Origin of the sequence: Phyllobacterium phragmitis (assembly GCF_002980495.1) — a bacterium.
Lineage (GTDB): Bacteria > Pseudomonadota > Alphaproteobacteria > Rhizobiales > Rhizobiaceae > Paramesorhizobium > Paramesorhizobium phragmitis.
Window position 1 is genome coordinate 74,025 of sequence record NZ_PVBR01000003.1, and the last position, 21,286, is coordinate 95,310.

Genomic DNA, 21,286 nt, shown 5'->3' on the forward strand with positions numbered 1-21,286 from the left:
GGCGGCCCGGAAATTTTCCCCGAACCGCCGTCTGTTGATACCGATATCCTGGAATGCCGGTTACTTCAGCACGCCTGCTTCTTTGTAGAAACGTTCAGCACCGGGATGAAGCGGGATGCCGAGGCTGGTGACGGCATTCTTGAGCGTGATCAGCTTGCCTTTCGCGTGGCCGGCGTCAAGCGATGCGCGGGTCGCATCGCTCCACATCACCTTCGTGATGTCATAGATCAGATCGTCGGGCTGCTTGGCGCTCGTCACCCACTGCGCGGCAACGGCGATGGTCGGCGTCTCGCCGACGTCCTTATAGGTATCTGCAGGTACGACATCCTTAGAAAAGAAGCTGTACTGCTCAAGCATCTTGTCGGCTTCGGGGCCCGAGATCGGCACCAGCGAAATGCCGCTCGACGTGGCAAGCTCGGAAATCGCGCCGGTCGGATAGCCACCGACGAAGAAATACGCATCCAGTGCACCGTCGCGAAGGCGATCGCCTGCCGGGCCCGGCTTCAGATGTTCAGCCTGGATATCCTTCTCCGTCAGGCCATAGGCGGCCAGCACGATCCGGGCATCGACGATGGTGCCGGAACCCGGTTCATCGATCGAAACACGCTTGCCCTTCAGATCGGCGACGGATTTGATATCCGCACCCTTGCGGGCCACCAGGTGGATGGTTTCGGGATAAAGCGTTGCGATCAGGCGGAGATCCTCGACCTTGCCCTTGCCTTCATAAAGGCCCGTGCCCGTATAGGCCCAATAGGCGACGTCGGACTGGGTAAAGCCGGACTCCAGCGATCCGCTCTGGATGGCGTTGATGTTGGCGACGGAGCCGTTCGATGAAACAGCGGTGGCAACAAGGCCTGGAACTCCCTTGTCGCCCTCGCCGGAGATCGCATTCGCGATCAACCCGCCAATGGGATAATAGGTCCCGGCGGTACCACCGGTTCCGATACGGAAAAAGGCCGGAGACTGGGCCAGCGCGAAGGTTGCTCCCAACACCAGAGAACCGATCACGGCGCCAATCGAGAACCGGCGTAGGTTCTTGCTGAAATTCATCTCTCTTCCCCTTTACGAAATTCTTGATCTGAGGTCGGAGGATGGGAAAGCCGGTGCGGCTTGTCAACTGGTCCGGCACCAAAACCGTGCATAACGGTGTCAGGAATGCAATGCGCCGCTGAACAATGCCTCCGATGGGACTTGACGGTGACGCGTCCGACATGATTGTTTATTGCCTGCAATAGTCATTTCCAGAGAAGCAAATCATCATGTCCAATCCGGTCTCGCCGATCATCGTTCTCAATGCACTCGACAATGTGGCCGTGGCACGTGAGGCGATTTCTTCAGGAAATCCCGCGGGTTTGAAGGATCTGGTGGCACGCGACGACATCACTCGGGGCCATAAGGTGGCGCTCAAGGCGATCGCGCCGGGCGAAGAGGTGCGCAAGTTCGGGCAGGTCATCGGCATCGCCACCAAGCCTATCGAACCCGGACAGCATGTTCACCTGCAGAACCTTGCGATGATCGCATCCGAGCACGACCATCAGTTCAGCGTCGATATCCAGGAAACGGGGATGCTGCCCGAAGGCCAGCGCCGGACATTTATGGGCTTCGATCGCGGCCTGGGCGGCATCGGCACCCGAAACTTCATCGGAATCATCTCGACGGTGAACTGTTCCGCCACCGTCTCGAAATATGTCGCCGACCATTTCAACCGCAGCGGCGGGCTCGACGGCTTCGACAATGTCGATGGCGTCGTCGCCCTCACCCATGGCGGGGGATGCGCCATCAACACCAACAGCATCGGTTACCGCTATCTCGCCCGCACCATCCAGGGCTATGCCCGCCACCCCAATTTCGGCGGCATATTGATCATCGGCCTTGGCTGCGAAACCAATCAGATCAAGCCCATCCTCGACTATTACAAGCTGGAGGAAGGCAATCGGCTGCGCACCATGACGATCCAGGATATGGGCGGCACGCGCAAGACGATCGAGGCGGCCAGCGCGGTGATCCGGGAAATGCTGCCCGAGATCAATGCAGCCAAACGCACGGTGCAGCCGCTCTCCGGCCTCAAGCTCGCGCTGGAATGCGGCGGCTCGGACGGATATTCCGGCATTTCGGCCAATCCGGCGCTGGGCTACGCCTCCGATCTCCTCGTGCGCAATGGCGGCACGTCCGTTCTTGCCGAAACGCCTGAGATCTACGGTGCGGAGCACCTTCTCACCCGCCGTGCCGTCACGCCTGACGTGGCGAAGAAACTGCTCGATCGCATCGAGTGGTGGCGTGATTACACGGAGAAAAACGGCGCGGAACTCAACAACAATCCCTCCCACGGCAACAAGGCCGGCGGGCTGACGACCATCCTGGAAAAATCGCTCGGCGCCGTCGCAAAGGGCGGCACCATGCCGCTCAAGGCGGTCTATGAATATGCCGAGATCGTCAGCGAGCCGGGTTTTGTGTTCATGGACACGCCCGGCTACGATCCGGCGGCGGTGACGGGCCAGGTCGCCGGCGGCTGCAATGTGATCTGCTTCACCACCGGCCGCGGCTCGGTATCCGGCTTCAAGCCCGCGCCTTGCATCAAGATCGCCACCAACAGCACGATGTACGAACATATGAAGGAAGATATGGACATCAACTGCGGCGGCATCGTCACCGGCGAGGATACGATCGAAAAGGCTGGCGAGCGGATATTCGAAAGCATCATCGCCGTTGCCTCAGGCGAGCGCACGCTGAGCGAAACCTACGACTATGGCGACAATGAATTCGTTCCCTGGCAGCTCGGCGCGGTTACTTGAGCTGATTGGAGCGGTTCACTTGGAGATGGAATGCTGGCGGGCCGCACCACCCCCCTCTGGCCTGCCGGCCATCTCCCCTCAAGGGTGGAGATTAGGCTATGATTTCCGCTTTCGCCAATCGCCAACGTTGCAAATGATGTGCCGCCATCCATGACAGCCAATCTCCCTCCTTGTGGGGGAGATGGCCGGCAGGCCAGAGGGGGGTTGCCTCGCGATTCCAACAAAACACGAACCGCTCTAAACGATAAAACTGCATTCCTCCGGCTGGAAGGAATTGCGGACCTCCTCGGCCCGTTCGATCACCTTGGGCCGTGAACTGGCGATGTGATTGCTCATCGCGCGCATCAAATCCGGCCTGTTCCGCCGCCGCATCATCTCGAAAATCTCGATATGTTCGGCAATGAAGGGGTCGTTCTCCGGCATGCGCAGCCGGTGCCAGAGCACGTGCTTGCTGAGCGTGATGACGCAATGGGTGCGCTGGAGAATGCTGATCATCTCCCTGTTCGGGCAGGCCTGCATAGAGCGGACATGCAGATCGAGTTCCAGATCGTAGAGAAGATCGACCGAGACTTGCGGGTAGGCTTTGGCAGCCTGCACCAACCTGCCGGTCATCCGCTCGATCTCGCTGTCCGACATGGCGTCCATCGCCTGCGCGATGGCGAAGGGTTCCAGCCGCTCGCGCACCTCGTAGAGTTCGGTGATGCGCTTGTCGTCCAGGGGGACGATGGACCAGCGGAAGTGTTCGTCCTTGCTCGTAATCCCGAGCGTTTCGAGTTTCAAAAGCACGTCCCGCGCCACCGCCCGCCCCACGCCATAATGGCGGGCAAGCTCGATCTCGTTGATGCGGAAACGCCCGAAGAAGGAGCGATTGACGATCCGCCGTTCCACTTCCTCATAAAGCGCCTGCCAGGCAAACAGCGTGCGCTCATGGTTGGCGAGATCGCCGAGGCTTTGCGCAAGATCGACGCGTTTTGCAGGCGTCCCCGCGGGACCGACGACAAATCCACGCCCTTCGAAGCGGCTGATGCGATTTTCGTCGGCTAAGAGCTTCAGCGCCTGGCGGACCGGTGCGCGGCTGGAGCCGAGAAGCTCCGCCAGAGGACCTTCGAGGAGAACGGTCCCCGGCGCGATCCGGCCAGTCCCGATATTTTCCTTCAGCCGCCCGTAGAGTTCCTCATAGAGGCTGCGCTTTCGCGGGCTCGATCCGCTTTCGCTTTTCTCCCCGGTTTTGCTTTTCTCGATGAAGCCCTGCAAAACCATACCGGCTGCGATCCTTCTCTTGCCCATCCTGATACCTGTCCGGAATATCACAAAAACGACTATTGCGGGCAATGGAAATCGGGGCAAACCCATGCTCGCGGCATTGCACCGCGAGCACGATCCGTCAGATCCTGAAAGCTTACTCCTTCACCGCTCCCGTCATCGAGGAAACGTAATAATCGACGAAGAAGGAATAGAGCAGCACCACCGGCAGGGATCCAAAAAGCGCGCCGGCCATGAGTGCACCCCATTCGAAGACATCGCCGCGCACCAGTTCGGTGAGAACACCGACAGGAACCGTTTTGTTCTCCGACGACTGGATGAAGGTCAGCGCATAGATGAATTCGTTCCAGGAGAGCGTGAAGGCGAAGATGCCGGCGGAGATCAGCCCCGGCACCGCCAGCGGCAGGATGATCTTGACGAGGATCTGCCATCGTGACGCGCCATCGACCAGTGCGCTTTCCTCAAGCTCGAACGGTATGGAGCGGAAATATCCCATCAAAAGCCAGGTACAGAACGGGATGAGGAAAGTCGGATAGGTGAAGATCAACGCCAGCTTGGAATCGTAGATACCGAACTTGAAGACGATGAAGGCCAACGGAATGAACAGGATCGACGGCGGTACGAGATAGGCGAGGAAGATCAGCAGCCCGACAGTACGCGCGCCGGTATAACGGATGCGCTCGATGGCATAGGCCGCAAAGATCGAGGCGGCGAGCGACAGGATCGTCGCGCCTATCGACACCAGCATCGTGTTGACCAGCCATCCTGGATAGGACGTCTCGAAAAGGAGATATTTGATGTGCTCGAGGGTCGGGGCGACCACCCAGAAGGGGCTGTAATTATCATAGTCCGTCAATTGTGAGTTCGGCTTCACCGCCGTGATCGCCATCCAGTAGAACGGGAAGAGCAGCACGAAGACGAAGACCGCCATCGGCAGATAGAGGACGACGAGCCGGCGCGGCAGCCGGTTGAGATAGCTCATGCCTTCCGCGTTGTCGGTCAGGACCTGGCTTTCGGATTGTGCTTGCGTGTTCATTTTATTCTCCGTTGTCTCAGTCCTGGCCGCCCTGCTGCCATTTGCGGCGCTGCAGACCGAAGAAGCTGAACATGATGGCCGCGAGCAGGAACGGGATCATCGCCACCGCGATCGCCGCGCCCTCGCCGAGCTGTCCGCCGGGAATGCCGCGCTGGAAGGAAAGCGTCGCCATCAGATGCGTCGCATTCACCGGGCCACCCTTGGTAAGCACGTAGATGAGCTGGAAATCGGTAAAGGTGAACAGGACCGAGAAGGTCATGACCACCGCGATGATCGGCGTCAGCATCGGCAGCGTCACATGGCGGAACCGCTGCCAGTTCGTCGCCCCGTCCAGCGATGCTGCTTCCTGCAGCGACTGCGGGATCGTCTGCAGTCCGGCGAGCAGCGATATGGCGACGAAGGGAATGCCGCGCCAGACATTGGCGGCAATGACCGAAGCCCGCGCATTGTTCGGATCGCCGAGGAAATTGATCGGGGTGTCGATCAGGCCAAGCTGCATCAAAGACCATGAGATGATCGAGAACTGGGCATCGTAGATCCACCAGAACGCCAGCGCCGAAAGCACCGTCGGCACCACCCAGGGCAGAAGCACGATGGCGCGGAAGAAGGATTTGAACGGCAGATTCTCGTTCAAAAGCAGCGCCAGCCAGAGACCGAGCACGAATTTCAGGATCGAGGCCACGACGGTGTAGAGCAGCGTGTTGAACACCGACAGCCAGAAGACCGAATCCCCCATGAGAAAGTCGTAGTTCTCAAGCCCGATGAATATGCCGTCGCGTCCGATGCGCGTATCGGTGAAGCTGAGCCAGACGCCGAGACCGAGCGGATAGGTCAGGAAGCAGACAAGGAAAACCGCTGCCGGCAGCATGAACATGAGAGCGAGCATGTTGCTGTTCTGCAGCAGGGCGGACAGTGAGAAACGGGACTTTCCGGACGACACTGTGGACATCGGACATCTCCGGTACAAATCTTGGGTTCTGTTGGCATCGACACATCAAAAGTGCCGGGGCAGCGCATGTCGCATCATCCGCTTTGCGGGCGGCTTCCTGATAGGGGCGCCGCCCGCACGCGTCTCAATGCAGCGTCAGATGCGGTAGTAGCGGCTCGCCCGCTTTTCCGCGTCGGCTGCTGCTTCTTCCGGCGACACCTGCCCCGTGACTGCGGAGGCGAACATGTCGACCAGCACATAATCGGCCATGACGCCCGCCGAGGCGTAGCCAAGCGGACCGGCATAGCCATTGGGCCGTAATGTTTCCGAAGCACGGGCATAAGGCGCGTGGACCGGATCGGATGTCCACACGGGGTTGTCGGCGAACGCCTTGAGCGGCTGGCAGCAATAGGCGCTGGAGCCCTCGAGCCACGCATTCATCTGATCGGCTTCCATCATGAATTTGATGTAGGCCTTGGCGGCTTCCGGATATTGGGTGTGGCTGAACAGCAGGATCGAGCTCGTCTGATGCAGTTCCACGCTCTTGCCCACCGGACCGATGGGGAAGTTTGTCGTGCGGATGTCCGCCGCTATCTCGGCCAATGCCGGGTCGTTTTTGGCGGCATAGTAAAGCGATACGCCGTTGGCGGTCAGCGATACCTGGCCGGCGAGGAACGCACGATTGTTGTTGATGTCCAGCCAGCTTTCGGTGCCCGGGATGAACGTCTCGTAGAGCGATTTCGCATAGTTGATCGCGGCGATGGTTTCAGGGCTGTTGATGGTGACCTTGCTGTTTTCATCGACCATCATGCCGCCATGGCTCCACAACAGCCAATGCGCATAGTTGTTGCCGTCACCGACAGCCTTGCCATGCGGGAATCCCGCTGGCGTGCCCTTGGCCTTCAACGCCTTGCAGAGTTCCAGGAAGCCGGCGGTGTCTTTCGGGAATTCGCTGAAGCCTGCCGCCTTCATATGGCTGTCGCGATAGCATACGGCGTTGCCGATCGTCGTCAGCGGCATGGCGATGAATTTGTCGTCACGCGTGGCATAGCCCCGCAAGCCGTCATACCAGCCGCCATATTTGCCGCCGAGATAATCGGCAAGCTCGGTCATGTCGACCAGCTTGTCGGGATACTGCTGGGCGTCGTCGAACCAGCACATGACCATATCAGGCCCGGTGCCCACATTAGCGGCGACGGCGGCCTTGGGACGGATATCCTCCCAGCTTTCCTTGTCGACGCGCACCTCGACGCCCGTCGCTTCGGTGAACTTCTTGGTATTCGCCAGCCAGGCGTCCTCATCGCCTTTGACGAAGGGCGTCCAGCGCAAAAGCCTCAGGCTTGCACCTTCCTCCGGCGTATAGGTCGGCTCGGTCTGTGCCAGGGATGGACGTATCCCCAGTGAACTCAGCCCGGCCATTCCGGCGAGACTTGCCGATGCGGTGATAAAATCACGTCTCTTGATGGTCATAGCACTCCTCCTCACGATAACGGGACTTGATTTCTCCGGCATTCACCGTCCCGAAGGATGAATGCAGCGGCAAGAATACTTGCCTGTCATTGGCGGATATTCGGGGACGACATCTCCTCCTCCGTCTCCGAACACTCGCCGAAGCAGTCTTATTTCGAAAGCCTCTCTCCCGTATGGGCATCGAACAGATGGACACGGTCCGCGTCGATCGAAACATTGATCGTCTCACCCGGCTTAGCCTGCACACGTTCACGAAACACGCAAGTCACGTCGGCACCGCCGAGTTTCACGATCATCTGGGTTTCATAGCCGGTCGGCTCGATGACGATGACTTCGGCGGGCAGGCCCGCCGGATCGAGATGCATATATTCAGGACGCAGTCCGTAGATCAGGTCGCGCCCCGTGGCCTTGGCGACGGGATTGGCGGCAGGCAGCACCGTACCGTCCTTGGTGATGAATTTCGACCGGTCGTCGGGGTCGAGCTTGCCATGGAGCATGTTCATCGCCGGAGACCCGATGAAGCCGGCAACGAAGAGATTGGCCGGCCTGTCGTAGAGGTCGAGCGGCGCGCCCATCTGCTCGACGATGCCGTCATGCATGACGACGATCTTGTCGGCCATCGTCATCGCCTCGATCTGATCGTGCGTCACGTAGACCGTCGTGGTCTTCAGCCGCTGATGCAGTTCCTTGATCTCGGCGCGCATGGCGACGCGCAGTTTCGCATCGAGATTGGAAAGCGGTTCATCGAAGAGAAAGACCTGCGGATCGCGGACGATGGCACGTCCCATGGCGACGCGCTGGCGCTGGCCGCCGGACAATTGCCTGGGGTAACGGTCGAGCAGATGGGAGAGCCCGAGGATTTCCGCCGCCCCATTGACGCGTTTGTCGATGTCGGCTTTGGGCGTGCTCTTCAAATTGAGTGAGAAGGCCATGTTGTCGGTGACGGTCATATGCGGATAGAGCGCATAATTCTGGAAGACCATGGCGATATCGCGGTCCTTGGGCGGGACCGCGTTGACCACGCGGTTGCCGATGCGGATTTCTCCCGCGGAGATATTTTCGAGCCCCGCCAGCATGCGCAGCAAGGTTGATTTTCCGCAGCCCGAAGGCCCGACCAGGATGACGAATTCGCCATCCTCTATCTCGATGTTCACACCTTTGATGATGGGGACCGCCCCAAAGGATTTCCTCACATCGACGAAGTTTACCGCTGCCATTTCCACTCCTCCCAGAGTATTTCTCTTCGATAATGCCATGGCGGGAAGCTTCCCCCGTCTCTCCGCCCGGACATGACGCTATCAGCCCGATATCCCTTATCCTCTTCCGACCAGCGGCATCCCGGTCGCCATCACCGTCATCGTCAGCACATTCGCATCCAGCGGCAGGCTCGCCATATAGATGATCGCGTTGGCGATATGCGTAACCGGTATCGTCGGTTCACTGGCGATCTCGCCATTGGCCTGCATGACACCGCCGCTCATCTTCGACGTCATATCCGTCGAGGCGTTGCCGATATCGATCTGGCCGCAGGCGATATCGAAAGCCCGCCCGTCGAGCGCCGTGGATTTCGTCAATCCCGTTATCGCATGTTTCGTCGCCGTATAGGGCGCCGAATGAGGACGCGGGGTCGTGGCCGAGATGGAGCCATTGTTGATGATACGCCCGCCGCGTGGTTGCTGGGTTTTCATCAAACGCATGGCCTGCTGCGTGCAAAGGAATGCGCCGGTGAGGTTTGCCGCCACAATGGCGTTCCATTGCTCGAAAGTGATCTCTTCCATGGGAACAGCCGGAACATTGATACCGGCATTGTTGACCAGAAGATCGAGACGTCCGAAGGCGCTCTTGATCTCGGCAAAAAGCGCTTCGACAGCTTTGGGATCGCCGACATCGGCGACAACAGCCTTGACGGTGCCGCCCGTTTCCGCCGCCATCTCGCGCGCGGCCTTGTCGAGAATTTCAGTCCGCCGGCCCGTGATGACGACGATATAGCCTTCCGCGCTCAACGCATGGGCAATACCGCGGCCGATACCGGTGCCGCCGCCGGTCACCAGCGCGATCTTTCCCGCCCCTGATTTTTCCGCTACCGCCATGTCACACCTTTCCGCCAAGTTCGTCGTCGATATGGATCCTGATGATGTCGTCGAAACTCGTCTCGGCCGTAAAACCGAGAGCCGCAGCCCGTTTCGCATCGAAATTGGTCGGCCAGCCGGCAACGATCCCGGCGATCACCGGATCGTGCTCGCGCCGGATGAGCCTGACGGCCTTTTCTCCCGCGACGCGCCGCAGCGCCTCGATCTCCTCGCCAACCAGGGCCGACAGGCCGGGCATCGTCAGATTGCGCCTTGGCCCGACCTGCGAAAGATCGAGCCGAGCCGCATGGACGAAAAACCCGACCGCCGAACGCGGGCTTGCAAACCAGTGCCTGACGTCCTCGTCCACGGGAAGCACCGCTTCCTGGCCGGCGAGCGGCTCGCGCAGGATATTGGAGAAGAATCCCGATGCCGCCTTGTTCGGCGTGCCGGGCCGGATGCAGATCGTCGGCAGGCGAATGCCTATTCCGTCGAGGAAACCGCGCCGGGAATAATCGGATAACAGCAGTTCGGAGATGGCTTTCTGCGTGCCGTAGCTGGTCAGCGGCGTGGTGAAGAATTCATCCCCGATCTTGTCCGGGAACGGAGCACCGAACACCGCGACCGAGGACGCGAAGACGACACGCGGGCAATAAGGCTCCTTTTGTCCCTCCAGCCGGATCGCTTCGAAAAGCGCGCGCGTTCCGTCGAGATTGACGAGATAGCCCTTGTCGAAATCCGCTTCCGCCTCGCCCGAGACGATGGCAGCCAGATGGAATATCAGGTCCGGACGCAAGGCCGCGAGCTTCGCAGCACTTTCGGGCGCCGAAAGGTCCATCGCGGCGGCCGTCGCGACACCTTCAAGAGCCGGCGGAACCGATGGCGTAACCATATCGACAAGCCACAGATGGTCGATGGCGCTGCCCAGGACGCCCTCCTCCGCGGCGATTTTCTCGACCAGCTTGCGGCCCACCATTCCGGCGGCGCCTATCACCAGCACATGCATTTGCGGTCAACCTCCCTTGTCATGCCGCCCTCTCCTCAGGGGGCGTTCAATTCCGTAATCTGCGTCCGTTCGTCTGCCCCTGCTTGCGCAACAGATCCCTGGTCGTTTCATAAATGCGTTCGAGATGCCGCCGGAACGCGGCGACGACGGCCTCGCGGTCACGCGCCTTGAGGGCGGCGACGATCGCCACATGATCGGCATAGCTGGTGGCGGTGGCGCCCGGCAGGGCCATGACATAGCGCCTGTGCTCCATCATATAGGTGTAGAGATCGGTCACGAAATCCGCGAGCAGCGGGTTGCCGCAAGCCCTGTAGATGCCGACATGAAACTCCCGGTCGCAGATCAAAAAGCGCATCGGATCGTCTCCGGCGGTCTTCTGCGCCTCGAGAAGATTGTCGAGCTTGCGCAATGTCTCTTCATCGATGTGATCGGCAGCATCGCCGACGATTTTCAATTCAAGGTGCAGGCGCGCGGCATGAACCGCTTCGAGGTCGTAGCTGTCGATCGCATTGGGTGAGGCGATGGTAACGGTCAGATGGCTGAGATCGACATCGGCAACGCGCGAGCGGCTGCCCTGCGATACCTCGATGATCCCGCGCGCCGCCAGCGACTGGATCGCACCGCGCACGGTTTCGCGGCTGACATGCAGGACGTTTGCCAATTCCCGCTCGCCAGGCAGTTCGTCGCCCGGCCTCAGCATGTTCGTCGCGATCAAGGCCATCAGCTTCTCCGCAATCAACTCACGCGCGGTCCGGCGAGAAAGGCTTTGCCCGATCTGCGGAACCTGTGTCAGAATCGCGCTGTCTTTGGTGACCACAAATGCCTCAACTGATATACTGGTTGGTCCAGTAGACAAGTTGGAATAGGCCATTGATCGAACCATGAGTCAACGGAACTTCGTTGCTGCGCTGCACCAATAATCGACGCCGGTTCTACGGAGCGCAGCATTGCGGATCATAGGTTTTTCAGCCAGTCCAATCCGGCAGTGGTTTCCGCTGCCGGACGATATTCGCAACCGACATAGCCCTCGTAACCCAGCCTATCGAGTTCCCGCAAAATCCTGAAGTCATCGAGTTCGCCGGTCCCGGGCTCATGGCGCTTCGGCACGGATGCGATCTGGATATGGCCGATCAACGGCATCATCGCCTGCAGCGCCGTCAACACATCGCCGCGCATCACCTGACGGTGATAGATATCGAACTGAAGTTTGAGATTCGAATGGCCGAGACTGGTGATGATCTCCGCAGCACGATCGAAATCATCGAGGAAATAACCCGGCATGTCGCGCCCGTTGATCGGCTCGATCACCAGGCCGATCCCCTCGGCGCCTGCCGCGTCCGCGGCAAAGGCGACGGCATCACGATAGGAACCTTGAGCCGCCGGATCGTCAGGTGAAGCGATACCCGCCATCATGTGAAGCAGCGGCGTTCCAATCGTACGGCCATAGTCGATCGCCTTTTTCACCGATTGGCGAAATTCTTGCCTGCGCTCCGGGAGAGCGGCAAGTCCCCTCTCCCCCTTTGCCCAATCGCCGGGCGGCAGATTGAACAAGGCCTGTTTCAACCCGGCCTCCGACAGTTTGCCGGCAATCAGTTCGGCCGGAAAATCATAGGGAAAGAGATATTCGACTGCGGTGAAACCGGCGGCTGCAGCAGCCTGGAAACGATCCAAAAAGGCATGCTCGTTGAACATCATGGTCAGATTGGCGGCAAAACGCGGCATCAGTCTTCTTCCATGCCGGGAAGCTCGAGACCCGCGATCCGGGCCAGAAGCCTTGCGACTGACGTATCACCATCGCCCCCCATGCCAGCCGCTTCGGTCATCACGAAAAGCTGCAATGCGGCGCTGGCGATCGGCAGCGGGAATTTCTGCTTTCTGCCGAGATCGGAGACGATGCCCAGATCCTTGGTGAAGATCGAGACGGCGCTGCGCGGAGCATAATCCCCGGCAAGCACATATTGCATGCGATTTTCGAACATCCAGCTATTCCCAGCGGATTTCGTGATGACCTCGAAGACCTTGCTTATGTCGAGATCGAGGCTTTTGGCAAAGGTGATCGCCTCGCAGGCCGCCGCGATATGGACGCCCGCCAGCAACTGATTGACGATCTTGAACGATGAACCGATACCCACGGCATCACCCAGTTCGTAAACCGTCTCGGCCATGGCATCGAGGGCGGGCTTCGCCGCAGCGAACGCTTCGGGCGGACCGGAGGCCATGACCGTCAGCTTCCCTTCATCGGCCTTCGCCGCCCCGCCGCTGATCGGCGCGTCGAGATAGTGGATACCCCTCTCCGCCGCACGCGCAGCCAAACCCTTTGCGTCGGCGGGCGACATGGTCGCCGACGAGATGATGACGGAACCGGGCTTCATCGCAGCCACGGCGCCATCCTGGCCGAAAAGCACACTTTCCGTCTGCGCCGCATTGACCACGACAACCACAACGATATCGGCATTCCCGCAAGCCTCCGCCGGCGTCGTGAACGGATGTCCGTCGCTTGCCTCGAGGCTTTCGAGCGCCGCGGAATCAAGGTCGCAACCCGACACATCAAGCCCCGCCCGGACGAGTGAACGGGCCATGCCGAGCCCCATCGAGCCCAGTCCGATGACGGCAATGTTTTCAGCTTCGCTGTGGCTCACGATCTTCCTCCCGGTCCTCACATCACTGTTTTTGTCGATTTATGACAGCGCTAGCATAATTTATAGGCACAGCCTCTGGCGTGGTGCAAGGGAATTATGCTAGCGCTGTCATAAACGTCCAAACCCATGGAAACGAGCCGGCAGGAGGAGAATTGCGGAATGCTGCAGGATGCGCCGACGCTGACCGATGTGGCGAGGCTTGCCGGCGTCAGCGAAATCACGGTATCGCGCGTCGTCCGCAACAAGGGGCCGATTTCCAGGAGCACGCGTGAGCGCGTGCAGGCCGCAATCGAAAAGCTCGGCTATGTACCGAACCGTGCTGCGGGTGCGCTCGCCTCGGCAGGCGCGCCGCTCATCGGCGTGCTGTTGCCGTCACTCTCCAACATCGTTTTCCCCGAGGTCTTGCGCGGCATCCATACCGCTCTCGCCTCGACCGGCTACCAGCCGCTGATCGGCGTGACGGATTACGACCCCGTGAAGGAACAGGAGATCCTCTCCTCCCTTCTGGCGTGGCAGCCCGCCGCCATCATCACGACGGGTTTCGAACATACCGACGCGAGCCGCCGGATGCTTTCCAGCAGCAAGATCCGCGTCGCCGAATTGATGGACACCGATGCCGAGCCGATCGATATCGCGGTCGGCCTTTCGCACCGCCGGGCAGGTTTCGACACCGGCAGACATCTGATCTCCCGAAACTACCGGCGCTTCGGCTATGTCGGCCATGACTGGAATGCCGACCACCGCGCACGCCTGCGCTATGAAGGCTTACGCGCAGCGCTCGACGAAGCAGGCCTGGAACTGAAGGCCGAAGAACGGTTTGATGGTCCAAGCTCGACGATGGCCGGCCGCGAGACCCTTGCAGCACTCCTGTCACGAAAGCCCGATCTCGATGTCGTGGTGTTTTCGAACGATGACATGGCCGTCGGCGGCTTCTTCCATTGCCTCAGCGCAAATATACGCGTCGGCCAGACGCTTGGCCTGTTCGGCTTCAATGGTCTCGATATCGGCCAGGCGCTTCCCTTGCCGCTTTCGACCATCCGCTCCAACCGGTTCGCCATCGGCAGGATCGCAGTCGAGAAGCTGCTGGAGACCGGCCAGCGGCCAGCGGAAAAACTGATCGTCGATACCGGTTATGAAATCATCGCCGGAGCGACGGCATAATGAGGAGGGTTGAGTGATATGCTTTTGGGTGCGGTTGCCGATGATCTGACCGGCGCGACGGATCTCGCGCTGACGCTTTCGCGTGAGGGAATGCGCACCGTGCAGGTGGTCGGCGTGCCGCCGGCGGCGTTCGATTTCGGCGATGCCGAGGCCGTTGTCGTCGCGCTGAAATCGCGGACGATCCCGGCAGCGGAAGCCGTCGACCTGTCGCTCGACGCTGCCCGTGCACTCCTTGCCGGCGGAGCCGAGCAGATCATCTTCAAATATTGCTCCACCTTCGATTCCACTCCTGAAGGCAATATCGGCCCGGTCGCCGAGGCGCTTGCCGACCTTCTGGATGCCCCCCTGGCGCTCGCCTGCCCGGCCTTTCCGGCCAATGGCCGGACGGTTTATCAGGGGCATCTGTTCGTCGGCTCCATCCTGCTTTCCGACAGCCCGATGAAGGACCATCCGCTGACGCCGATGACCGATGCCAATCTCGTCCGCGTGCTGCAAAGGCAGACCGCCAGGCAAGTCGGCCTCGTTTCCTTCGAAGCCGTCGATCGTGGCAGCGATGTCATCACCGCCGCTTTTGCCGAGGCGCGGGCGAAAGGCGACAGGTTCGTCATCGTCGATGCCGTCACCGACGAGCATTTGCGGGCGATCGGGCAGGCCGCGCGCAATATGAAGCTCATCACAGGCGGTTCCGGCATCGCCATCGGCCTGCCGGAGAATTTCCGCCGCGCAGGCAAGCTTGCCGCCAAAGGTGCCGATGCGGCTTTCGATGCGCCCGCCGGGCGGGCCGCCATCCTGGCTGGCTCCTGTTCGGCGGCGACACGCCGCCAGATCAGCGCGGCAAACGCCGCCGGCATTCCCGCCCTGAAGATCGACCCGCTGGCCATTGCCGAGGGCCGGACTACGGCCGCCGGCGTCGCTGACTGGCTGGCCTCTGCCGATCATCCCACCCCACTTGCCTATTCGAGCGCGGAGCCCGACGAGGTCCGTGCCGCGCAGGAAAAGCTTGGCCGCGACCGGGCCGGTGAACTCGTGGAGCATCTTCTGGCGGAGACCGCCATAGCATTGCGCAGAAACGGCTTCAGCCGCCTCATCGTCGCCGGTGGCGAAACCTCGGGCGCGGTGGTCAACGGGCTCGGCATCGCCGCACTGAGGATCGGTCCGGAGATCGATCCCGGCGTCCCCTGGACGCGCAGCCTCGATGGCCGTCAGCCGATCGCGCTTGCTCTCAAATCCGGCAATTTCGGCGCCGACGATTTCTTTCTCAAGGCATGGGACTTCCTCAGATGAGCGCACTTCTTTCGGAAACAACCAAATTGCGCGATCAGATCGTCAGCGTCGGCAAGTCGCTCTTCGATCGTGGACTGACCTTCGGTTCCACCGGCAATATCAGCGCAAGGCTGTCGAATGGCGAAATCCTGATGACTCCGACCAATGCCTCGCTCGGCAGCCTCGAACCCGGGCGCCTGTCCCGGTTCTCCGCCGAAGGCGTGCATATCGACGGGGACAAGCCGACCAAGGAGGCATTCCTGCATCAATGCATGTATTGCAAGCGGACGCAAAGCGGCGCCGTCGTGCATCTCCATTCCACCCATTCGGTGGCGGTGAGCATTCTCGCCAATATCGACCCCGAGGACGTCCTGCCGCCATTGACCGCCTATTATGTCATGCGCGTCGGGTCGCTGCCGCTCGTTCCCTATTATCCTCCGGGCGACAAGGCACTGGCCGAGGCAGTGGCGGCAAGGGCAGAAAAGAGCCATGCGGTCCTGCTCGCCAACCATGGTCCCGTGGTCGCCGGCAAGACATTGCTCGACGCGCAATATGCGACGGAGGAGCTGGAGGAAACGGCAAAGCTCTATCTCCTCCTGCACGGCCACCGGACAAGGCCGCTGACACCCGAACAGCGCCGGGCACTCGGCTGATACCCTTATCAATAGGTCGCGCGGCCGCCTGAGAGATCGAAGGTCGATGCGGTGGTGAAGCTGTTTTCCTTCGAAACCAGCCAGGCAACCATGGCGGCCGCCTCCTCGACCTCGAGAAACCGCCCGCGCGGGATTTTTGAGCGCATATATTCGATGAATTCCGGCGTGAGCTGTTCGAGAATGCGTGTCTGCGCCGTCGCCGGTGTGATGCAGTTGACAGCGATATCATAGCCGGCAAGCTCCTTGCCGAGCGATTTGGTCAGCCCGATCACCGCCGCCTTCGAGGCGGAGTAGGCCGACGCATTCGGATTGCCCTCCTTGCCGGCGACAGAGGCGATATTGACGATGCGCCCGTAATTGCGCTCCTTCATACCGGGCACGACGGCGCGGTTGACGTAGAAGGTACCGTTGACATTGATGTCGATGATCTTCTTCCACCAGGAGATGTCATAAGCGTCGAGCGGCGCCGCGGGACCGGCAATGCCGGCGGAATTGACCAGGATCGAAACCGAACCGCCATCGGCCTGCGTCTTCTCGTGTGCGGAAGCGACCGCTTCATGGTCCGAGATGTCGACGACCACGGTTCTTGTGGCGGCACCAAGCGCCTCTTTTGCTGTTTCGAGCAATTCGGCGTTCATATCCCAAAGGGTCACCGACGCGCCGGATTGAACGAAACGCTCGGCCATGGCGAAGCCCAGCCCCTGCGCGCCCCCAGTCACGATCGCGTGCTGGCCCTCGAGGTCTATTCTGTTCATGCGTATCTCCTCCCGCGTTGAACCACTCATCCCTGTCGTGGTGACGATATTGACCACCTCAGCGGGAATGTCCAATCTTTCCCGCAGCCGAAAAATCCGTCGTCCCTCCCCCCTCTTTTCGAAAAGGAACCGCCTCCAATGGCGCGCGTTACCTCTTTATTCCGCATGGAGGCAAGACAGAAATGACGCAGACTATCTCGCCGATGGTCTGTCGATACTGGATTACTCCTGCGCCGACCATGAATTCGACCGCCTCTAAACGGCCGCCGGTTCGCGGCCTGCCAGACTGTATTTAACGGCTTGAAGCCTTTCCGTTTTTCACGCCCGGTCGTATAAGGCTAAGAGGAAAGCCTTCGAGGCGACGGGTGGGTCATTGTGCATGGACAGTGAAGCAAATAACGGCAAGCCAGGTGGGCCGGAAAGCCGGATAACGCACGAAAACGATCGGCCGACCCTGAAGACCATCGCCTTCATGGCGGGGCTCGGCGTCACCACCGTTTCCCGCGCCTTGAAGGATGCGCCGGAAATCGGCATCGAGACCAAGAAGCGGGTCCAGCTGATCGCCAAGCAGGTCGGCTACAGGCCCAATCGGGCAGGCGTGCGCCTGCGCACCGGCAAGACCAATGTCATCGCTCTCGTCCTCAACACGCAGGACGAGATCATGGGGTTCACCTCCCATGTCATCCATGGCGTTTCCGAAGTCCTGTCGAACACTCAGTATCATCTGATCGTCACGCCCTATTCCCACTCGAAGGATCCGATGGAACCGGTGCGCTACATCGTCGAGACCGGCTCGGCCGATGGCATCATCTTTTCGCGCACGGAGCCCGACGATGCGCGCGTGCGCTATCTGAGCGAACATAATGTGCCGTTCGCCACCCATGGCCGGACCGACATGGGCATCGAACATCCATTCCATGATTTCGACAATTACAGCTTCGCGCGCAACGTGGTCGCCAAGCTGGTCGAACGCGGACGCCGGCAACTGGCGATCCTGACGCCACCTGCGCATCTGACCTATTATGGCCATATGGTGGGCGGCTTTTTCGACGGTGTTCAGGAAAGTGGCTGCACCGGAACCATATTGCCGGGGATCGATATCGATACGCCGCTTGACGCGTTACGTCTGCGCGTCGAGGAAATCATGCGGAGAAGCGACCGTCCCGATGGGATCGTCTGCGGCAGCAGCGCGTCGACGATCGCGACCGTCGCAGGCATTGAGGCGGCCGGCCTTCGTATTGGCGGCGATGTCGATGTCGCTTCGAAACAGTCCACCGACATCCTGCCATGGTTTCGGCCCGAGCTCATCGTCATTAATGAGAGTTTCCAGTTGGCAGGACGCAAACTTGCACAGGCCGTCCTGGCTCGTATCGCCGGCGCCGACGCCTGCACCCTGCAAAGCATCGGCTGAAGAACGTCCACCGTCCACTGGCGATCAAAGGAAAAGGTTACCACGCCCGCTTTTCGCGTCTGGCCATTGAGAAAGAACGCCCCGATCCGGGAGTGGGAAGACGGGCGGTCTTGCGAACGCTCGTATGAAATAATAATTTGACTGCGATCACAAGACCGCCCGTCCGGCGATTTCTGTCTCCGTCCGTTGCCTTAAGTGCTCTTTCGGCACATACCGAGCGTAGTCTCGGCAGGGTGAACCAGGACGCGAGCCTCCCCGGGCTCGCCGCTACGTCAGCGGCGAGGCGGAGGCGCCGGTTCCTCCAGCGAGACCCGCCGTCGCGAGCCGCGTTCCCGCCAGGAAGAACTGAGGGGAAGGATAGCGGCAGAGTGGGGATGGGGGATAAGTTTTTTGGGAGAGTGTGTTGTGGTTGGTTTTGCCGTTCCGGAATGGATCATCGGATCAAGTCCGATGATGACGGGTTTTACGCTGCTACCAATCGCAGGCGCTGGTGCTGGTCGCAAGCCGAAGGCCACCCTCGCCCGTCACGTTGGGAGCACCCGTCTTCCTCATCACCGCCCCCTTTCGTCATCATCGGACTTGATCCGATGATCCATTCCGGAACGTCCAAGGCCTACCCACTCAACCCAAATCTCAACCCAGGTTTGACCCGAGGACCCCACGGCAAGTGAGCGGGAACACATTGTCATCCCCCATTGGGATCGAAAAAGCGGGTGCGGTCGGACCGGGTCCGCCGCACCCACTCATCACATGCACCTACCGGCGCAGCAGCGCCTTCGCCTCGGCAATCCCGAGCGCCTGTGGGCGGGTGCAGCTCGTCTCAAGTTCGATGAAGCGCTTTTCCTCACCCGAACGCAGGATCGACAGCATCACGTCCACCCCGTGCAGGGCGCGTTCGAGGGAGCAGCGCATGTCGCGCTTGTCGACGATGGCGGCGGCCATGTCGGCGAGGCCGGCGGTGCGATAATTGGCCATCGCCCCCTGTGGGTGTTTCTGGTTGGCGATGCTGAACGGATGTTTCCAGCTTTTCAGCGGTTTGATCTTTTTCTTGCCGGGGTAGCCGACCAGCACCTCTCCACCGAAGAAGTTCGGATCGGGAAGGAAGATGGAGCCATCCGTGCCATAGAGTTCCATATTGTTGTGGCGATGTGACCAGACATCCCAGCTTGCCGAAAGCGTGATCGTCGCGCCTTCTGCGAATTCCAGAAGCGCATGGATGGTGGTCGGCGTTTCCACCGGAATGACCTCGCCCTTACGCAATTCCGAGGCAATGGTGCGTGTCGGCGTCGCCATCGACGTCAGGGCGCCTACGCGTTTCACCGGCCCGATCAGGTTGATCAGATTGGCGATGTAGTAGGGTCCCAGATCGAGGATCGGCCCACCGCCCACCTTGAAGAAGAAATCGGGATTGGGATGCCAGTGCTCCATGCCATGGCTCATGACATGGCAGGTGCCCGACGTTATCGTGCCGACCGTTCCATTGTCGATCTCCCTGCGGGCAAGCTGGTGCGCGCCGCCGAGGAACGTGTCGGGCGCGCAGCCGACCTTCAGCCCTTTTTTGTCGGCGAGCTTCTTCAGTTCAAGCCCTTCTGCCAGCGAAAGCACCAGAGGCTTTTCCGAATAGGCATGCTTGCCGGCGGAGAGAATCCGCTTCGTTATCGCGAAATGCGCATCCGGGATCGTGAGGTTGACCACGATATCGATGTCGTCATTCGCCAGAAGCTCGTCGACGCTTTGTGCGGTGATGCCGTATTCCTCGGCCCGCAATTTGGCCGCAGCAGGGTTGGCGTCTGCGCAGGCGCGCATCTCGATGTTCTTGAAGAGCGGCGCGAGTTTCAGATAGGTGGTCGAGATATTACCGCAGCCGATAATGCCGACACCGAGGGTTTTTGCCATGTAAATCTCCGGAATTTTGTATTTTATACTCTGTCCTGGCCGTCATTCTCGGGCTTGTCCCGAGAATCTACTGCGCTGTCAGGACGGCAATTGCTTCTTCTTCCTTGTCGGCAGATTCTCGGGACAAGCCCGAGAATGACGGCTGGACGGGGATATCAGATCATGCCTCTACCCGTTCGAAGCCCTGCACCGTCGCAATCGACCGCTTGGCGAACCGTTCCGCATCCCCAGGATTGTCATGCTCCATGACCAGATACTTCACCGGCGTGTTGCGCAATGCCTTCATGAGCGACGCCCAATCGACGGTGCCATGGCCGACATCGGCCCAGCCATCCTCATCCGCATTCTCGCCGGCGGGCGCGATATCCTTGACGTGGGCCGAAGTGATCCGCTTGCCATGGCGGTTGATCCAGTCAATCGGATCGCCGCCGCCGCGCACCACCCAGGCGATATCCGCTTCCCACGAAAGTTCGGGCGCGGCATCGAAGATCAGCTTCTGCGGGATGGAGCCGTCCGCCAGCGGCACGAATTCGAAATCATGATTGTGCCAGCCGAAGATATAGCCGGCCTTGCGATAGGGCTCTCCGGCTTTCTGAAGGCGCTCGCCGAATGCCGTCCAGCCGGCGGCATCGCTCGGGCGAAGCTCCGCCTGGAGATAGGGGCAATAGATCGCCTTCATGCCGAGCGTCTCCGCGATTTCCATGACACGGTCCTGCTCGCCTTCCAGCATGTCGATGCCGAAATGGCCGGTCGGCATGGCAAGGCCGTTGTCGTCGAGGCTCTGCTTGAGCCCCGCCAGATCACCATAGACGCCGCCATATCCCTCGACATTTTTGTAACCGGCCTGGGCAAGCATGGCCAAGGTCTCGGTAAATGGAAAGTTGCGCGAGCTGTAAAGCTGATAGGAAAGTTCAGTCATTTTTGCATCCTTTGATAATGGGATT

The 21,286-nt window shown here is 60.3% G+C and carries 19 protein-coding genes; 5 read left to right on the forward strand and 14 right to left on the reverse strand.

The genetic code is table 11. The features are described from left to right. Positions 1–60 precede the first annotated feature (60 nt). Positions 61–1,050, reverse strand: a complete 990-nt coding sequence (locus C5748_RS04445) for a TAXI family TRAP transporter solute-binding subunit (protein WP_105740740.1) — start codon at positions 1,048–1,050, stop codon at positions 61–63. Positions 1,051–1,259: 209 nt separating this feature from the next. On the opposite strand from C5748_RS04445, the gene C5748_RS04450 reads away from it, so the two are divergent. Next, a complete protein-coding gene (locus tag C5748_RS04450; RefSeq protein WP_105740741.1) occupies positions 1,260–2,792 on the forward strand; it encodes a UxaA family hydrolase in 1,533 nt (510 codons plus the stop codon). Between the two features lie 237 nt (positions 2,793–3,029). On the opposite strand, the gene C5748_RS04455 is transcribed toward C5748_RS04450, so the two are convergent. The 10 genes from C5748_RS04455 to ltnD all read right to left on the reverse strand — a co-directional run bounded on the left by C5748_RS04455 (position 3,030) and on the right by ltnD (position 13,206). Further along, positions 3,030–4,079 (reverse strand): GntR family transcriptional regulator, encoded by a 1,050-nt coding sequence (locus C5748_RS04455; protein ID WP_245428795.1) that lies wholly within the window; start codon positions 4,077–4,079, stop codon positions 3,030–3,032. Positions 4,080–4,191: 112 nt separating this feature from the next. Then, positions 4,192–5,091, reverse strand: a complete 900-nt coding sequence (locus C5748_RS04460) for a carbohydrate ABC transporter permease (RefSeq protein ID WP_105740742.1) — start codon at positions 5,089–5,091, stop codon at positions 4,192–4,194. Between the two features lie 16 nt (positions 5,092–5,107). Continuing rightward, positions 5,108–6,040: a carbohydrate ABC transporter permease gene (locus C5748_RS04465; protein ID WP_105740743.1), complete on the reverse strand. Its 933-nt coding sequence runs from the start codon at positions 6,038–6,040 to the stop codon at positions 5,108–5,110. A gap of 135 nt (positions 6,041–6,175) precedes the next feature. Continuing rightward, positions 6,176–7,489, reverse strand: coding sequence for an ABC transporter substrate-binding protein (locus C5748_RS04470; protein WP_105740744.1), 1,314 nt, complete (start codon positions 7,487–7,489; stop codon positions 6,176–6,178). Between the two features lie 149 nt (positions 7,490–7,638). Then, positions 7,639–8,706, reverse strand: a complete 1,068-nt coding sequence (locus tag C5748_RS04475) for an ABC transporter ATP-binding protein (RefSeq protein ID WP_105740745.1) — start codon at positions 8,704–8,706, stop codon at positions 7,639–7,641. Between the two features lie 96 nt (positions 8,707–8,802). Continuing rightward, positions 8,803–9,579 (reverse strand): SDR family oxidoreductase, encoded by a 777-nt coding sequence (locus C5748_RS04480; protein ID WP_105740746.1) that lies wholly within the window; start codon positions 9,577–9,579, stop codon positions 8,803–8,805. A gap of 1 nt (position 9,580) precedes the next feature. Further along, positions 9,581–10,564 carry a D-erythronate dehydrogenase gene (gene denD / locus C5748_RS04485; protein ID WP_105740747.1) on the reverse strand — a complete coding sequence of 328 codons (984 nt, stop codon included), beginning with the start codon at positions 10,562–10,564 and terminating at the stop codon, positions 9,581–9,583. Between the two features lie 46 nt (positions 10,565–10,610). Next, positions 10,611–11,381 (reverse strand): FadR/GntR family transcriptional regulator, encoded by a 771-nt coding sequence (locus C5748_RS04490; protein WP_245428797.1) that lies wholly within the window; start codon positions 11,379–11,381, stop codon positions 10,611–10,613. Between the two features lie 137 nt (positions 11,382–11,518). Next, positions 11,519–12,286: a 2-oxo-tetronate isomerase gene (gene otnI / locus C5748_RS04495; RefSeq protein WP_105740749.1), complete on the reverse strand. Its 768-nt coding sequence runs from the start codon at positions 12,284–12,286 to the stop codon at positions 11,519–11,521. Continuing rightward, positions 12,286–13,206 carry an L-threonate dehydrogenase gene (ltnD, locus tag C5748_RS04500; protein ID WP_425350207.1) on the reverse strand — a complete coding sequence of 307 codons (921 nt, stop codon included), beginning with the start codon at positions 13,204–13,206 and terminating at the stop codon, positions 12,286–12,288. The genes otnI and ltnD overlap by 1 nt, the downstream gene beginning before the upstream one ends. Before the next feature lie 156 nt (positions 13,207–13,362). Here ltnD and C5748_RS04505 point away from each other — a divergent pair, with 156 nt between their 5' ends. Genes C5748_RS04505 through otnC form a run of 3 tightly spaced genes read left to right on the forward strand, consistent with a single transcriptional unit; the run spans position 13,363 to position 16,280 of the window. Continuing rightward, positions 13,363–14,364 carry a LacI family DNA-binding transcriptional regulator gene (locus tag C5748_RS04505; protein ID WP_105740750.1) on the forward strand — a complete coding sequence of 334 codons (1,002 nt, stop codon included), beginning with the start codon at positions 13,363–13,365 and terminating at the stop codon, positions 14,362–14,364. A gap of 18 nt (positions 14,365–14,382) precedes the next feature. Continuing rightward, positions 14,383–15,648: a 3-oxo-tetronate kinase gene (otnK, locus tag C5748_RS04510; RefSeq protein ID WP_105740751.1), complete on the forward strand. Its 1,266-nt coding sequence runs from the start codon at positions 14,383–14,385 to the stop codon at positions 15,646–15,648. Continuing rightward, entirely contained in the window at positions 15,645–16,280 is a 636-nt protein-coding gene (gene otnC / locus C5748_RS04515; RefSeq protein WP_105740752.1) for a 3-oxo-tetronate 4-phosphate decarboxylase, read from the forward strand. The genes otnK and otnC overlap by 4 nt, the downstream gene beginning before the upstream one ends. A gap of 8 nt (positions 16,281–16,288) precedes the next feature. Here the strand turns inward: otnC and C5748_RS04520 are convergent, their stop codons facing one another. Further along, on the reverse strand, positions 16,289–17,035 hold the full coding sequence (locus C5748_RS04520) for an SDR family NAD(P)-dependent oxidoreductase (RefSeq protein ID WP_105740753.1): 747 nt from the start codon (positions 17,033–17,035) through the stop codon (positions 16,289–16,291). 379 nt (positions 17,036–17,414) lie between these two features. Between C5748_RS04520 and C5748_RS04525 the strand changes: the two genes are divergently transcribed. Continuing rightward, positions 17,415–18,446 carry a LacI family transcriptional regulator gene (locus C5748_RS04525; RefSeq protein WP_105740754.1) on the forward strand — a complete coding sequence of 344 codons (1,032 nt, stop codon included), beginning with the start codon at positions 17,415–17,417 and terminating at the stop codon, positions 18,444–18,446. Between the two features lie 756 nt (positions 18,447–19,202). Here C5748_RS04525 and C5748_RS04530 read toward each other — a convergent pair. Both C5748_RS04530 and C5748_RS04535 read right to left on the reverse strand, forming a co-directional pair. Beyond that, entirely contained in the window at positions 19,203–20,342 is a 1,140-nt protein-coding gene (locus C5748_RS04530) for a Gfo/Idh/MocA family protein (RefSeq protein WP_105740755.1), read from the reverse strand. A gap of 160 nt (positions 20,343–20,502) precedes the next feature. After that, a complete protein-coding gene (locus C5748_RS04535) occupies positions 20,503–21,261 on the reverse strand; it encodes a sugar phosphate isomerase/epimerase family protein (protein ID WP_105740756.1) in 759 nt (252 codons plus the stop codon). Positions 21,262–21,286: the final 25 nt, after the last annotated feature.